General features: G+C 71.5%; 17 protein-coding genes. 4 read left to right on the top strand and 13 right to left on the bottom strand.

Annotated features, from left to right (window positions below):
• Positions 1 to 209 precede the first annotated feature (209 nt).
• Complete coding sequence (locus ACGF3J_RS12045; RefSeq protein WP_161329830.1) at positions 210 to 965, bottom strand: HAD family hydrolase; 756 nt, start codon at positions 963 to 965, stop codon at positions 210 to 212.
• Complete coding sequence (locus ACGF3J_RS12040; protein WP_393854064.1) at positions 965 to 1,840, bottom strand: winged helix-turn-helix domain-containing protein; 876 nt, start codon at positions 1,838 to 1,840, stop codon at positions 965 to 967. The genes ACGF3J_RS12045 and ACGF3J_RS12040 overlap by 1 nt, the downstream gene beginning before the upstream one ends.
• A gap of 161 nt (positions 1,841 to 2,001) precedes the next feature.
• On the opposite strand from ACGF3J_RS12040, the gene ACGF3J_RS12035 reads away from it, so the two are divergent.
• Positions 2,002 to 2,190 carry a hypothetical protein gene (locus ACGF3J_RS12035; RefSeq protein WP_161328486.1) on the top strand — a complete coding sequence of 63 codons (189 nt, stop codon included), beginning with the start codon at positions 2,002 to 2,004 and terminating at the stop codon, positions 2,188 to 2,190.
• Between the two features lie 10 nt (positions 2,191 to 2,200).
• Here ACGF3J_RS12035 and ACGF3J_RS12030 read toward each other — a convergent pair whose 3' ends face one another.
• On the bottom strand, positions 2,201 to 3,112 hold the full coding sequence (locus ACGF3J_RS12030) for a GntR family transcriptional regulator (RefSeq protein WP_161328487.1): 912 nt from the start codon (positions 3,110 to 3,112) through the stop codon (positions 2,201 to 2,203).
• Positions 3,113 to 3,266: 154 nt separating this feature from the next.
• Between ACGF3J_RS12030 and ACGF3J_RS12025 the strand changes: the two genes are divergently transcribed.
• Positions 3,267 to 3,452: a hypothetical protein gene (locus tag ACGF3J_RS12025; RefSeq protein ID WP_003974784.1), complete on the top strand. Its 186-nt coding sequence runs from the start codon at positions 3,267 to 3,269 to the stop codon at positions 3,450 to 3,452.
• Between the two features lie 185 nt (positions 3,453 to 3,637).
• On the opposite strand, the gene ACGF3J_RS12020 is transcribed toward ACGF3J_RS12025, so the two are convergent.
• From ACGF3J_RS12020 to ACGF3J_RS12010, 3 genes are all read right to left on the bottom strand, one after another.
• Positions 3,638 to 4,894, bottom strand: a complete 1,257-nt coding sequence (locus ACGF3J_RS12020) for a GNAT family N-acetyltransferase (RefSeq protein WP_161328488.1) — start codon at positions 4,892 to 4,894, stop codon at positions 3,638 to 3,640.
• 86 nt (positions 4,895 to 4,980) lie between these two features.
• A complete protein-coding gene (locus ACGF3J_RS12015) occupies positions 4,981 to 6,000 on the bottom strand; it encodes an asparaginase (RefSeq protein WP_202558020.1) in 1,020 nt (339 codons plus the stop codon).
• A 90-nt stretch (positions 6,001 to 6,090) separates the two neighbouring features.
• Entirely contained in the window at positions 6,091 to 6,711 is a 621-nt protein-coding gene (locus ACGF3J_RS12010; RefSeq protein WP_161328489.1) for an aerial mycelium formation protein, read from the bottom strand.
• Between the two features lie 168 nt (positions 6,712 to 6,879).
• On the opposite strand from ACGF3J_RS12010, the gene dtd reads away from it, so the two are divergent.
• A complete protein-coding gene (gene dtd / locus ACGF3J_RS12005) occupies positions 6,880 to 7,305 on the top strand; it encodes a D-aminoacyl-tRNA deacylase (protein WP_161328490.1) in 426 nt (141 codons plus the stop codon).
• Between the two features lie 9 nt (positions 7,306 to 7,314).
• Here the strand turns inward: dtd and ACGF3J_RS12000 are convergent, their stop codons facing one another.
• The 6 genes from ACGF3J_RS12000 to ACGF3J_RS11975 all read right to left on the bottom strand — a co-directional run bounded on the left by ACGF3J_RS12000 (position 7,315) and on the right by ACGF3J_RS11975 (position 12,076).
• Complete coding sequence (locus ACGF3J_RS12000; protein ID WP_161328491.1) at positions 7,315 to 8,280, bottom strand: folate-binding protein YgfZ; 966 nt, start codon at positions 8,278 to 8,280, stop codon at positions 7,315 to 7,317.
• A gap of 9 nt (positions 8,281 to 8,289) precedes the next feature.
• Entirely contained in the window at positions 8,290 to 8,727 is a 438-nt protein-coding gene (locus tag ACGF3J_RS11995; protein WP_161328492.1) for a transcriptional repressor, read from the bottom strand.
• 16 nt (positions 8,728 to 8,743) lie between these two features.
• A complete protein-coding gene (locus ACGF3J_RS11990; protein ID WP_161328493.1) occupies positions 8,744 to 9,319 on the bottom strand; it encodes an FABP family protein in 576 nt (191 codons plus the stop codon).
• 218 nt (positions 9,320 to 9,537) lie between these two features.
• Entirely contained in the window at positions 9,538 to 10,395 is an 858-nt protein-coding gene (locus ACGF3J_RS11985; protein WP_393854063.1) for a hypothetical protein, read from the bottom strand.
• Positions 10,392 to 11,294 (bottom strand): hypothetical protein, encoded by a 903-nt coding sequence (locus tag ACGF3J_RS11980; protein ID WP_393854062.1) that lies wholly within the window; start codon positions 11,292 to 11,294, stop codon positions 10,392 to 10,394. The genes ACGF3J_RS11985 and ACGF3J_RS11980 overlap by 4 nt, the downstream gene beginning before the upstream one ends.
• Entirely contained in the window at positions 11,291 to 12,076 is a 786-nt protein-coding gene (locus ACGF3J_RS11975) for a hypothetical protein (protein ID WP_393854061.1), read from the bottom strand. The genes ACGF3J_RS11980 and ACGF3J_RS11975 overlap by 4 nt, the downstream gene beginning before the upstream one ends.
• 102 nt (positions 12,077 to 12,178) lie before the next feature.
• On the opposite strand from ACGF3J_RS11975, the gene ACGF3J_RS11970 reads away from it, so the two are divergent.
• Positions 12,179 to 12,541 carry a DsrE family protein gene (locus ACGF3J_RS11970; protein ID WP_003974797.1) on the top strand — a complete coding sequence of 121 codons (363 nt, stop codon included), beginning with the start codon at positions 12,179 to 12,181 and terminating at the stop codon, positions 12,539 to 12,541.
• On the opposite strand, the gene ACGF3J_RS11965 is transcribed toward ACGF3J_RS11970, so the two are convergent.
• Positions 12,535 to 12,921 (bottom strand): VOC family protein, encoded by a 387-nt coding sequence (locus tag ACGF3J_RS11965; RefSeq protein WP_393854060.1) that lies wholly within the window; start codon positions 12,919 to 12,921, stop codon positions 12,535 to 12,537. The genes ACGF3J_RS11970 and ACGF3J_RS11965 overlap by 7 nt on opposite strands.
• Positions 12,922 to 12,979: the final 58 nt, after the last annotated feature.

Below are 12,979 nucleotides of genomic sequence, written 5' to 3'. Positions count from 1 at the left end.
CGACACGCAAACCGCTTTCCGTCACATCAGCCCGCGATGGAGACAACAGGCAGTCAACCTCCGGCCAGTTGGACTGATTGATTGCCGGTTCCCGTTAGTCGATCAGCCAACAAGGGGACAACCCTGGAAGAGAAGCCGTCCAATTCAGCAGGCAAGCAGTCCAGTTGACGCAGGAGGTGTCCGTGGCCGGCGATCGCAGCGCCCGCGGCTCACACGTGCACCCGCCCCGTCGCGTCCTCCCACAGCAGCCGCAGGACCGGCTGCAGGGAGTCGACGACCGCCTCCGCGCCCGCTTCCCTGAGCGCCTTCGCCTTCTCCTCGTTGCGCGCGTAGCCCAGGAACGGCACGCCGGCCCGCCGGGCGGCGGTGAGGTCGGACGTGGTGTCGCCGACCATCAGCGCCTGCGCGGGGGCCACCCCCATGGCGCTGAGGGCGCGGTTGAGGCAGTAGGGGTCGGGTTTGAGCAGGTGCAGGTCCTGGGTGCGGCCGTAGATGTGCGGCGCGAAGCAGTCCAGCAGACCGCGGGTGGTGAGGTACTCGCCCACCACGCGGGGCGAGTTGTTGGTCGTCACCGCCAGCCCAACCCCGAGCGCCGCCCAGGTGCGGATCAGCGGGTCCGCGTACGCGGTCGGCCACGCGGTGGGTACGGCGCGCAGCTCCTCCCGGGTCAGCCGCTCCTCGAAGTCGGCGACCAGGTCGCTGTCGTGGCGCCGGCGGTTGACCGCGCCCAGCAGGACGTGCGGGTCGGGGTGGACCTGCTCCTCCTCGGTCAGCATCCCCTTGAGGCCCAGCCGTTCCAGCCAGTCCACCAGTTCGCCCGCCACCCGGTCGGCGGAGTAGCCCGCGAACAGTCTGCAGATGGGGCCGTCGAAGTCCCACAGGACGACGCGGGCACCCCCGACCAGGTCCCCCAGGCCGCCGGCCCGCTCGGTCACCGGTTCCGTCTGATCCGCATCAGGAGTCACTAGGAGAGTGTCATGTCAGTGGTGATGGTTTCCCAGAGGGCGTCGAACCACTTCTGTGATTCCTCCACGAACACGGCGTCCCGATGACCCGCCCGCTTCAGGAAGGAGAAGAGCAGCGACTGGGAGCCGAGGGCGTCGTACATCTCCAGCGTCCGGCTCTCGTACTCCTCCTCGCGCCGGGTCAGCATGTAGTAGCCGAGGAGCGCCTCCTCGCCGTTGAGCAGGTAGAGCTTCATCGGCGGGGTGAACGGCAGGGCGCGGAAGGCGATGCGCACGTCGACGCGGTGGGTGGAGCGCACGGCGTGCAGGTTGTGCTGGAGCACCCGGGCCTGGGCGTTGCGCATCTGGAGCCAGCGCTGGTGGACGGGGTCGTCCTCCTCGTCCTCCACCAGGACGGGGAAGGCCAGCTCGATGTCGCGCGAGGGCATCAGGACGCGGAAGTCGATGGCCTCGGGGCGGATGCGGCCCTCGTGGATCAGGCGGAGGGGCTCGCTGAGGGCCAGCATCAGGGTCTCGGAGGTGTGGCACACGACGTCGACCCGCACGCGCGGTGCCGCGAACGCCGCCGCCAGCCGCGGCCCGAGCGAGACCATCGTCGGCTGCGGCTCACCCCGGGAGGTGGCGGGCTCGGCGATGCGCGGCGGGCTGCCCTTGCTGACGTTGGTGAGGAGACCGTCCTCCTGGAGGGCACGCAGGGCCTGGCGCACCGTGCCGCGCTCCACACCGAACTCGTCGGCCAGCTCGGCCTGGGTGGGCAGGCGGTCGCCGGCCTTGAGGTCTCCGCCGCGGATCCGCTCCCGCAGGACGTCGGCGATCTCCTGGGCCGAGAGTCTTCTGCTGCCGTTCACGGACACGTTCTCCTGAGTCACGACCAAACGCTACAACTTCGACCTACCTACGGGGAGTTGTTTGAAACTTGTTTATAGGTAGTCGCCAAGTGGGGACAACATAGACAGAGTTGGTTGCCAACTTAGTCCAGTTGGCGGAAGTTTACCTTCCAGAACGTGCCGGACTTCCCGAAGGGGGGAGAAACACCATGCCCGTCCTCGCCCTGGTCTCCACGGTCTTCGTCATCGCCTTCGAGCAGTTCGTCCAGTGGAAGTACGGCGCCACCGGGATCATCGGACTGCTCATGCTCACCATAGGCATCAAGGCCAAGCGCCCGTCCGTCAGCTCCGCCGGCGCGGTCCTGCTGGCCCTCCTGGTCGCGGGCCCCGCGCTGTGACCGGGGGCGGTCAGCCCGTGAGCGTCAGCTCCGAGCTGATCGTCCCCCACAGCGCGTCGAACCACAGCCGGGACTGCTTCACGAACACGCCGTCGCGCAGGCCACCGCGCTGGCCGAAGGCGAACAGCGTCGAGCGGACGCCCTCCGCGTCGTACATCTCCAGCTGCTCGTGACCGATCTCCTGCTCGCGCCGGCTGAGCGTGTAGTACGCGAAGAGCGCCTCCTCGCCGTTGAGCAGGTAGAGCTTCACCGGCGGGGTGAAGGGCAGCGCACGGAAGGAGACCCGCACGTCGATGCCGTGCGTGGCCCTGAGGCTCAGCAGGTTGTGCCGGAGCACCTGGCCCTGGGCGTTGCGCATGGCCAGCCACCGCTCGTGCACCGGGTCGCCGGCCCTGCCGCCGCCCACCGGCACCGGGAAGGCCAGGTCGATGTCGCGGCTCGGCAGCAGGACGCGGACGTCGACCTTGGCCGGTTTCAGTCGCCCCGCGTGGATCTGGCGCAGCGATTCACCGAGGGCGAGGGTCAGGGAGACGGAGGTCAGGCACAGGGCGTCGATCTCCACGTGCGGGGCGGCGAAGGCCTCCGCGATCCGGGGCGCGAGGGCGACGGTGGTGGGCATCGGCGGCGGCGGAGGGCCGGTCGGGGCACCGTGGAGGTCGGGCGCGACGGTCGCGGGGCTCCCCTTGGACACATTGGTGAGCAGACGTTCCGACTGGAGGACGCGCAGGGCCTGGCGTACGACACCGCGCTCCACGCCGAACTCGAGAGCCAACTGGGCCTGGGTGGGCATGCGCTGGCCCGGCCGCAGCCGACCGGACCTGATCCGGGCGCGCAGTTCGTCGGCCACCTCGCGGTGTGTCGCCGGTGGCCGCTGCGGTCTCTTCCGCCCATTGACGGAGGCATGTTCCCGCTCCACGACCAAACACTACAACTTCGCGCCATCTTTGGGCAGTTCGCGGAAAGGTGGTTATGAGACGCATCCAAGCGGAGATAAGTACAGTGAAGTTGGCAGCCAACTTGAGCAACGTGGTCGAACCTTTCGGGGGTTGGCCACCACGGTGAACAGGGGGTCCACCATGCCGCTCATCGCCATCGTCGTCGCCGCTCTGGCCATCGGCTTCGAGCAGCTCGTGCAATGGAAGTACGGGCCGATGGGCATCATCGCGTTCGTCGCGCTGTCCATCGGCATCAAGGCTAAGAACACCATGATCGGCGGTGTGGGCGCGGTGATCCTCGTGATGCTGCTCGCCCAGTCCGGCTGATACCGACGTACTGCTGTCCGGGCCCCCTTCCGGAGGGGAGCCGGGAGCCCGGACAGTCAGTCAGCACCACCGCAGGAAGGCACCACGGCACAACAACCACAACCGAACAACGGCACGACAACCACAACCGAAGAGCACGCGCTACGGATGCGCACGTCCACCGTCACCGGCAGAAGGGAGCGGCTTCAGAACATGTCCGGGCACCAAGGCCGCCTGGACGTACGCAGCAGGGCGTCGACCACACGGGCGGCGCCCGCTCGTTCTTCCCGCACCCGGCCGAGCGCCGCCAGCCGCACCGCCGACTCGTCGCCCAGCCACAGCGCCCCCAGCTCGCCCACGTCGAGCACGAGATGGGCGCTCTCGGTGGTCGGCGCGCAGGACGCCCCGTCCGGCCCGGCCTCCAGCCGCCACCGCCCGCCGGCCAGTCCTCCCCGGTCCACGGTCTCCAGCACCACCGCCCCGCGCCCCTCGTACGTCCGCGCCTCCAGCGCCCGCACGACGTCCAGGATCCGCACCCACAGCCAGTCCGCCTGCGTGACGATCCTCGCCGCGCGCGGGTCCGGCAGGAGGTGCGGGAGCAGGTCGTCGGGGGACCGCCAGCCGCTCTTCACCGTCGTGATCCAGTCGATCGAGCACAGGTAGTGCCACAGCGCGCGCTCGGCGGCGGGCGTCGCGGCCAGCAGCCAGTCCACGGTCGCCGTCTCCATCGGCTGCTTGGCGTCGCCCCAGTGGTCGTCCGCCCGGTACGAGACCATGCCCTCGACCTCACCGTCCGCCGCGCGGTACACGGCGTAGAAGGGCTCGGTCCACGGAGTGCCGTTGGTGTTGACGACGCCGGTCCGCGCCCGCCACCACAGCTCGGGGCGGCTGACCGCGCCCGGCTGGGACCGGCGCACCCGCTCGTGCAGCCCGGGACCGAGCCCCCGCACATCCTCGCCGTCGACCAGGTCGATCCGCCCGCCGTCCGCGGGGCCCGCCCAGCGCGGGTCGAGACCGGCCCGCGGCACGTCGACCGCCCACTCGGTCATGGTGGTGGCGGGTCCGAAGCCGTACCGGCCGTAGATCGGGTACTCGGCCGCGATCAGCGTGGCGACGACGTCCCCGCGCTCCTTCGCCGCCGCCAGGTCCTGCGCCATCATCCGGGTCAGCAGGCCGCGACGCCGGTGGGTCGCGGTGACCGTGACGTTGGAGACCGCGTCGGCCCGGACGAGGGCGCCCCCGACGGCGGTCACCTCCTGGCCGAAGGACCGGTAGGTCGCCACACAGCGCTCCCCGTCGAAGGCGCCGAGCGACCGGCCCGGCACGAACTGCTCGCGACGGGCCTCCAACTGCGCCGCCGCCACCGCGGGCGGCATGAGGAAACCGGTGTTCAGGGCGCGGTTCCAGTCGGGGAAGTCGGCCTCGGTGATGGGACGTACGTCTATGTCGGTGCGGCTGGTCATGGGCTCACCGTAGGTCGGCCGGCGCACCGGCGTCGCGCGGATTTGCGGCCGGTGCGGGCAGACGGTGACGGGGCCGGGGAGGGCCCTCAGAAGGCCGCCCGGATCTCCCCCACCTCGCGCCCGCCGCCGAGCAGCGGCGTGCGGCCGATGCGGTCGACCACGTCCCCCTCCACGCCGAGCAGCGTCAGCGTGCGGGCCAGGACCGGGCCCAGGGCACGCGTCGCGCCGTCCTCGACCTTGAAGGCGAGGGCGCGGCCGTCCGGCAGGGCCACCGCCTGGACGGCCTCTGCGCCCATCTTGGAGAGGCTGCCGGGCACCTCCCGCATCAGCCAGGTGTCGGCGCGGCGGGTGCCGGCGACGTACTCGGGGTGGGCGCGCATCGCGTCGGCGACCCGGCGCTCCGCCGTGCCGGGCTCGGCGCCCACGAAGGAGCGGAAGGCGCGGGCTAGACCCACGAGGCTGATCGCCATCAGCGGCGCCCCGCACCCGTCCGTGCCGACGGCGGCGACCGGCTCGCCCGCCGCGTCCTCCACAACCCTGTGGATGGTGCGCTGGAGCGGGTGCTCGGGGTCGAGGTACGTCTCCAGCGGCCAGCCGCGCTGCGCGCAGACCGCGAGCATCGCGGTGTGCTTGCCGGAGCAGTTCATGGTGACCCGGTCGGGCACCGCGCCCGACGCGAGGTACGTGTCCCGCTCCTCGGCGTCCAGCGGCAGGTCGGGCGGGCACTGGAGCTGGGCCGGGTCGAGGCCGTACTCGGCGAGCATCTTGCGGACCAGGTCGCGGTGAAACGGTTCTCCGGAGTGGCTCGCGGAGGCCAGCGCCAGCCGCTCCTCCGCGAGGTCGAGACCGGCCCGCAGCACGCCCGCCGCCTGCATCGGCTTGTTGGCGGAGCGCGGGAAGACCGGCGCCGTCACCTCGCCGAGTGCCAGCTCCACGGCCCCGTCCGAGCCCAGGACGACCAGACTGCCCCGGTGCCGCCCCTCGACGAAGCCGGACCGGACCACCTCGGCGAGGACGGGCGGCACGACGGGCGAGAGGGCGGACGTGGGGGCGGGCTGCTCCGTCCGAGACGGCTGGGACGGTTGCGACGGCTGGGGCGCGGGCATCGGCGGTGGCCTTCCGGACGGGTGACCCGCCGCCGCGACGGCCCGGGATCACCGGGCCCCGGAGGGCGCCGCTGCGGGCCGCCCCCCGTGTCACACGAGCAGGTCGTCGACTTGTGCTTCCCCCTCACGGTACCGGCGTGCGATCTCCGCGCTGCAGCCGTCCGCCGTGCGCTGCAGCCGCTGCCGGTCCCGGGAGACCTGCTGCTCGTAGCGCAGGAGCCGGCCCATCCCGTTGCTCAGCTCGGTGTCGGTGCGGGCCGTCAGGTCAGACAGCTCCACCTCGCCCAGCATCTCCGCCGCCAGCCTCCTGCACTCCTCGCTCCGCGGGGTGCCCAGCGTCACGTGCCGGGCCGAGGAGCGCTGCCGCGCCGGGGCGTCGGCAAGGATCTCCGACAGCCGCTCGACCACGGACCCGGTGACCGCGGTGGTCACCACGGCCGTCGGTACCCTCCCCGCCAGCTCGGCGCGGAGGATGTCGATACGCCCCTGCAGCAGCCGCCGTACATAACTGAGGTCGGCCTCCTCGCGCTGCGCGTCCCGGCGGAGCGTGCGCAGCTCCGGCAGGCTCAGCGCGGTCAGGTCGTGCTCCGGGGGCTCGGCCGGCAGCTCCGGGCTGCCCGTGCGCTGCACGGGCGGCCGGGGCGCCTCCAGGCCACCCGGACATGTGAACGCGACTGTCCCGAGGGACTGTCCCGTACTCGGTGTGCTCATGTGCCCTACCGTCCCCTCGCCCGGCGTCTGGGAAGCATCGTGCCATTCCGCATGGCCGCTATGTGACCGAGTGCCCCCGATCGGCCCCAGATGGGGGGTTAGGTGGCAAAAAAAGCCCCGTACGGGCCCGCCCGCCCCGGCCCTGGGGGCGCACGGCATCATGGCGGGATGCGTGCAGTGGTGCAGAGGGTGGACGGCGCGAGTGTCGTCGTGGACGGCGAGACCGTGGGGGCGATCGACGGCGCGGGGCTGTGCGTCCTGGTCGGCGTCACCCACGAGGACACCAAGGAGAAGGCGGCCCAGCTGGCCCGCAAGCTCTGGTCGGTGCGGATCCTGCACGACGAGAAGTCGTGCAGCGACCTCGGCGCACCGCTCCTGGTGATCAGCCAGTTCACCCTGTACGGCGACGCGCGCAAGGGACGCCGCCCCACCTGGAACGCGGCGGCGCCCGGCGACGTCGCCGAACCGCTCGTCGACGAGGTCGTCGCCCAGCTGCGCTCGCTGGGCGCGACCGTGGCGACGGGCCGGTTCGGCGCGCAGATGCGGGTCTCGCTGACGAACGACGGCCCGTTCACGGTCCTGGTGGAGGTCTGAGCGCGAGGCTCAGGGTTCCACGACCGTCTCCTGGGCGGCGGCCGTGTCCTCGGCCGTCAGCCGGGCGTCCACCGGCACGTTCCGCTTCACCAGGGCGAGGGCGACCGGGCCCAGTTCGTGGTGGCGTACGGACGTCGTGACGAAGCCGATCTTGCGGCCCTCGGGCCCGTCGTCCGCGAGCCGGATCTCCGCGCCGGCCGGCGGCAGGTGCACCTCGCTGCCGTCCAGGTGCAGGAAGACCAGGCGGCGCGGCGGCTTGCCGAGGTTCTGCACCCGGGCGACGGTCTCCTGGCCCCGGTAGCAGCCCTTCTGGAGATGCACGGCCGTGCCGATCCAGCCCAGCTCGTGCGGGATGGTCCGGTGGTCGGTCTCGAAACCCAGCCGCGGCCGGTGCTGCTCGACCCGCAGCGCCTCGTGGGCGAGGATCCCGGCGGCGGGACCGGCCCCGTCGGCGAACGCCTCCAGTCGCTCCCGGGGCAGGAAGAGATCACGGCCGTACGGCGTCTCGCGGACGGCGACGCCCTCGGGGACCTCGGCGATGGAGCCGGCGGGCAGGTGCACGACCGCGGTGTCGGCGGTGCGGTCGGCGACCTCGACCCGGTAGAAGAACTTCATCGACTCCAGGTAGGCGATCAGCGCCTCCTGGCTGCCGGGCTCCACGTGGGCCCAGGTGGTGGCGCCGTCGTCGACCAGGTACAGGGCGTGCTCGATGTGGCCGTTCGCGGAGAGGATCAGCGCCTCGGTGGCCTCACCGGCCGGCAGGTCGCTGACGTGCTGGGTGAGCAGCAGGTGCAGCCAGGCCAGCCGGTCGTCGCCCGTGACGGTGAGGACACCGCGGTGGGACAGGTCGACGAAGCCGGTGCCGTCGGCGAGGGCACGCTGCTCGCGGAACAGGTCGCCGTAATGGGCGGCGACGCCTTCGTCCACGCCCTCGGCGGGGACCGCGCCGGGCAGGGACAGCAGGGGGCTCTTCATACGCCTAGCCTACGACTCGGTAGTTGAACCCTTCAGGGTGCAGTCGCCGCACCGGCCGAAGATCGCGAAGTGCTTCATGTCGGTGTCGAAGCCGAACTCCTCGCGGAGCTTCGCGGTGAAGTCGGCGGCCACCGAGACGTCGGCCTCGATCACCTCGGCGCAGTCCCGGCAGACCAGGTGGAGGTGGTGGTGCCGGTCGGCCAGGTGGTAGGTGGGCGCCCCGTGCCCCAGGTGGGCGTGGCTGACCAGGCCCAGCTCCTCCAGCAGCTCCAGCGTGCGGTAGACGGTGGAGATGTTGATACCCGACGCCGTCTTCCGCACCTGGCCGAGGATGTCGTCGGGTGTCGCGTGTTCGAGGGTGTCGACGGCTTCGAGCACCAGCTGCCGCTGCGGGGTCAGCCGGTAGCCGCGCTGTCTGAGGTCGCTCTTCCAGTCGGTGCTCACCACACCCATGAGTCTAGGACTACTTGAAGAAAGCGATCCCGTCGTCCGGCATGTCGTCCGGCAGGGCCTTGGCCCAGCGCTCGACGTCCTCCGGGGTGACGACCTTCTTCAGGTGCGCCGACATGTAGGGGCGCAGCTCGACCTCGGGGGTCTGCTTCTCGCCGACCCACATCAGGTCGCTCTTGACGTAGCCGTACAGCCGCTTGCCGCCGGTGTAGGGCCGGGAGGCGGCGGTGCGGGCCACGGCGTCGGTGACCAGGTCGATCTGCGGCTTCTGGTCGGCCAGCTCGCCGTACCAGATCTCGATGACGCCGTCGTCGCGGGTCATCGTGGCCTCGACCCTGCGGTTCGCGTCGATGCGCCAGAAGCCGTACTCGGACTCCAGCGGGCGGACCTTGTTGCCGTCCTTGTCGAGCACCCAGGTGTGCGAGCGGTACTCCAGGAAGTCCCGGCCGTCGTGGGTGAAGGAGACCTCCTGCCCGAAGTTGCACTTCTCGTCGCCCGGGAAGTCGTGCACACCCGCGCCGGCCCAGTCGCCGATCAGGAAGACGAGCGGGACGAGGTCCTTGTGGAGGTCGGACGGGATCTCGATCATGAGCGGTACTTCCTGGCGTCGGTGATCAGCGCTGGCCCTGGTACAGCTTCTTCACGGTCAGACCGGCGAAGGCGAGAACGCCGACGCAGACCAGGACCAGCAGGGCTTCGAAGAAGATCTCCACGGGGTGCTCCTTGAGCGGGGGGGGCATACGACAGGGCCGGGGCCCAGCTTACGCGGCCGGGCCCCGGCCTTCCCTGCGAGGTACTCCGTCGCGGTCAGGCGAGCAGCCGGCTCTGCAGCGCGACGGTCTGCTGGAAGGGCACGGCCGGGGCGCCGCCCTTCCGGCTCTGCAGCACGACGGCCAGGACGTCACCGGCCCCGAGGTAGGCCTGCCGGACCTGCTCGGCACCGTAGGGCTCGGGTTCGGTGTAGAGGGAGTACGTGAGGTCGTCGTGCTGGGCCTTCACCGGAAAGTCCTCGTCGGGGACGGACTCGTCCGTACCGCGCACCGGGTAGGCCGACTTGATGAACGGCGCGATGTGGAGGGACTGGAGTTCGTCCACCACGGCCGCCGTGTCGAAGTGCAGCAGGTAGATCCGCGTGTGCGTGCCGTCCGGGGTGGTCCAGCCGCGGGCGGCGATGTGCCGCAGGCCCTCGTTGACGAGCATCTGCCGCAGCTCGTCGCGGTCGAACTGCTCCCGGTACTCCTTGAGGTAGACGTCCGTCGCCAGCCAGCCGTCCTTCCCGCGCAGCGCCTTGTCGGCCTTCGCTCCCTCGGGGGCCGGCAGCAGGAGGTCGCGCGGGTCGGCGTAGTGGGCGCCCGCCTTGTTCTCCTCGGCAAACGGTCCCGGGCTGCCGGACGGCAGGGGGGCCGCGGTGAGCGCCGGGTAGTCCCACCGCCCGTCCGTCTCGGTCGCCAGACCCGGTATGTCCGTCCGCTCCACGCGGGTGACGCCGTACGCCGTCGCCGATCCCACGGCCGCGAAGACGGCGACGGCCGCGGTCCAGCGCAGCACGGCCCGCAGGACGCGGCGGTCCCGCTTCAGGGGTGCCGGAAGCGGGTCCGGGACCGGCGGCGGGGTGTCCGGCATGGGCGGCAGCACGGGTGCCGGCGAAGTGGTCTGCTCGGTCACACGGACCTCCCGGGCTCGGCGATACGGTTCAGCTGCTCGGTCAGCAGGGCGCTGACGCCCTTGGTGTCGAACGGCCGCACACCGTCGGCCGTGGCGGTGACCAGCACGTCTCCCTCGTGGGCGGCGCAGAACATCATGTCGAGGTCTTCGTCGGTCTCGCCGGGCAGGCGGAAGCAGCGAGCGTCCTTGTGACCCTTGATCCGCGGGCCCTCACGGAAGACGTCCAGCGCTTCGAAGAACTTGTTCTGGCCGTCCGCCATGGACCGGACGGCCGACCGGTTCTCCATGCGTGACAGTACGATGGTCACCGTGGCGGATCCCGTCATCCCGTCGGAGGTGAACGTCCCGGTACCGGCGTAGTTGCGCATCGCGACGCCGGTGATGCGGCGGCGGTCGATCTCCTTCTCCAGCTGCTTGCGCTCCGAACGGGGCAGGCCGGCCAGCGACTCCTTGCGCAGGGCGGTGGCCTCGGCGCCGCTCAGCGCGGCGTCCGAGCCGAACTCCCCGATGTCGGGACCGCGCGACCAGCCGTCACTCCGGAACGGCACCAGCGCCTGGGCCAGGCCGGTGGCCTTCGCCGCCGGTGCCTTCTTCGTGGGCGCGGCGTCGGGAAGCGTCCAGACGGGCGCGCCCGGGTCCCGGTCGGCACCGTTCACCGTCACCACGGTGTATCCGCCGCCCGCGACGACGGCGGCGGCCAGCAGAGCACCGCAGCCGATGACGACGGCCCGGCGCCCGCGCCCGGGCCGCTTCGCGACGGAGCCGGGGACGGGAGTCTCGCCGGCGGCCGGAGCCTCACCGGCGGCCGGAGCCTCACCGGTGGCCGGGGCCTCGTCGGTGGCCGGTGCGTCCGCCGCTTCGAGAGTCGGCTGTTCCGGCTCCTGCGGGTTCTCGTTCACAGCCGCTCCATCTGCCGCTTCGCCAGATCCATGATCATCTTCTTGTCGACCCGCTTCTCACCGTTGATCCAGATCTCCATCACGACGTCGCCCCGCCGGGCGTGCGCCTCCGCGGTGTACACCGGCTCGTAGCCGGGTTCGGTCTCCGGCTCCTCGAAGACGTACGCCATCCCGTCCCCGGTCCCGGGAATCGCCCAGCCGTCGGACTCCGGTCCCTGCATCACCCAGTACTGCGCCTGTTCACTGGAGTCGGCGGCCGCAAGGACCTCCTCCTGCCTGAACTGGACCAGCCGGATCTCCACGGAGTACGAGTCGCCGTCCCAGGCGGTGACGGCTGCCCGCCGGAACTCGTGCTCCAGCTGTCCCTCGAAACTCCCGGCCGGCCGATCGAAGGTCTCGGCGTACGCCGCGAGGTCCATCCAGCCGTCGGTGCCCTCCAGCCACTCGGCGTCCTTCGTCCCGCGCGGCTTCTTCAGCAGCAGTTCCCGCAGGTCGCCGTCGGTCCGCACCCTGCGGTCCCGGGAAGCCGGCAGGCGCTTCGGGGCCGCGCCTCCGGCCGGCGCGAGCACGGGCTGCGCGAGCGACGGAAGCTTCGTCGGCTCACGGTCGGCCTGCACGAGGTAGCCCGTGCAGGTGCCGGCGACCAGCCCCAGGACGGCGGCGGCGCAGATGAGCAGCACGGTGCGGCGCCCGCGCCGGCGCCGCCGGGGTGCGGCCTCTTCGGCCACGGCCGGTCTTCCGGCTTCCTCTTCCGCTTCTTCCGGTTCCAGTTCCGGTTCCATGACGTCCCCCCACAGAACGTGTAGTACACAATCGATCAACGTGCGCACAGGAGACCCACGACCCCGGCCCGGAGTTGTGGCGGCGTTGATTACGATTCGGCCATGGCGAAGAAGCTCGTGATCAAGGTGACGGCGGGGGCGGACGCGCCCGAGCGGTGTTCTCAGGCGTTCACGGTGGCGGCGGTGGCCGTGGCCAGCGGGGTCGACGTCTCGCTGTGGCTGACCGGCGAGTCCGCGTGGTTCGCGGTGCCGGGCCGGGCGGCGGAGTTCGAACTGCCGCACGCCGCGCCGCTCCCCGACCTGCTCGACTCGCTCCTGGCGGGCGGCCGGGTGACGCTGTGCACCCAGTGCGCGGCCCGCCGCGACCTCACGGAGAAGGACGTCATCGAGGGCGTGCGGATCGCGGGCGCGCAGGTCTTCGTGCAGGAGGCCCTCGCCGACGACACGCAGGCGCTCGTCTACTGACCGGCCTGCGTCCACAGGCAGAAGGGGTGCCCCGACGGGTCGAGCAGCACCCGTACGTCGTCCTGGGGCTGGTACTCGGCGAGCCGGGCGCCCTCGGCCACGGCCCGCTCGGTCTCCGCCGCCAGGTCGTCGACCTCGATGTCGAGGTGCAGCATCATCTGCTGGTCGCCCGGGTTCCGGCCCGGCCAGACGGGCGGCACGTACGCGGGTTCCGTCTCGAAGGCCAGCGACAGGCCCTCGGTGCCGGGCGGCGGGCCGATGAGCACCCAGTGCGGTTCCTCGGCACGTACCTCGTAGCCCAGCAGCCGCAGGTAGAAGCCGGCGAGTTCGTGGGCGTCGTGCGCGTCCAGCACGACGGTGGACAGCTTCGTCGGAGACATGCCCGCCATCATTCCCGGGCCCGCCGCCATTTCCGGGCCCGCCGTCATTCCCGGGTCA

Origin of the sequence: Streptomyces sp. NPDC048171 (assembly GCF_043202655.1) — a bacterium.
GTDB lineage: Bacteria > Actinomycetota > Actinomycetes > Streptomycetales > Streptomycetaceae > Streptomyces.
This window is presented reverse-complemented; position numbering and strand designations above follow the sequence as displayed.

Bases quoted from the DNA above. Each gene is read 5' to 3' on its own strand.
- ACGF3J_RS12035 (WP_161328486.1), top strand. From the start codon at position 2,002: ATGCCCGTCCTCGCCCTGGTCTCCACGGTCTTCGTCATCGCCTTCGAG.
- ACGF3J_RS11965 (WP_393854060.1), bottom strand. From the start codon at position 12,921: ATGTCTCCGACGAAGCTGTCCACCGTCGTGCTGGACGCGCACGACGCC.
- dtd (WP_161328490.1), top strand. From the start codon at position 6,880: ATGCGTGCAGTGGTGCAGAGGGTGGACGGCGCGAGTGTCGTCGTGGAC.
- ACGF3J_RS11970 (WP_003974797.1), top strand. From the start codon at position 12,179: ATGGCGAAGAAGCTCGTGATCAAGGTGACGGCGGGGGCGGACGCGCCC.
- ACGF3J_RS11975 (WP_393854061.1), bottom strand. From the start codon at position 12,076: ATGGAACCGGAACTGGAACCGGAAGAAGCGGAAGAGGAAGCCGGAAGA.
- ACGF3J_RS12000 (WP_161328491.1), bottom strand. From the start codon at position 8,280: ATGAAGAGCCCCCTGCTGTCCCTGCCCGGCGCGGTCCCCGCCGAGGGC.
- ACGF3J_RS11990 (WP_161328493.1), bottom strand. From the start codon at position 9,319: ATGATCGAGATCCCGTCCGACCTCCACAAGGACCTCGTCCCGCTCGTC.
- ACGF3J_RS12010 (WP_161328489.1), bottom strand. From the start codon at position 6,711: ATGAGCACACCGAGTACGGGACAGTCCCTCGGGACAGTCGCGTTCACA.
- ACGF3J_RS12020 (WP_161328488.1), bottom strand. From the start codon at position 4,894: ATGACCAGCCGCACCGACATAGACGTACGTCCCATCACCGAGGCCGAC.
- ACGF3J_RS12025 (WP_003974784.1), top strand. From the start codon at position 3,267: ATGCCGCTCATCGCCATCGTCGTCGCCGCTCTGGCCATCGGCTTCGAG.
- ACGF3J_RS12015 (WP_202558020.1), bottom strand. From the start codon at position 6,000: ATGCCCGCGCCCCAGCCGTCGCAACCGTCCCAGCCGTCTCGGACGGAG.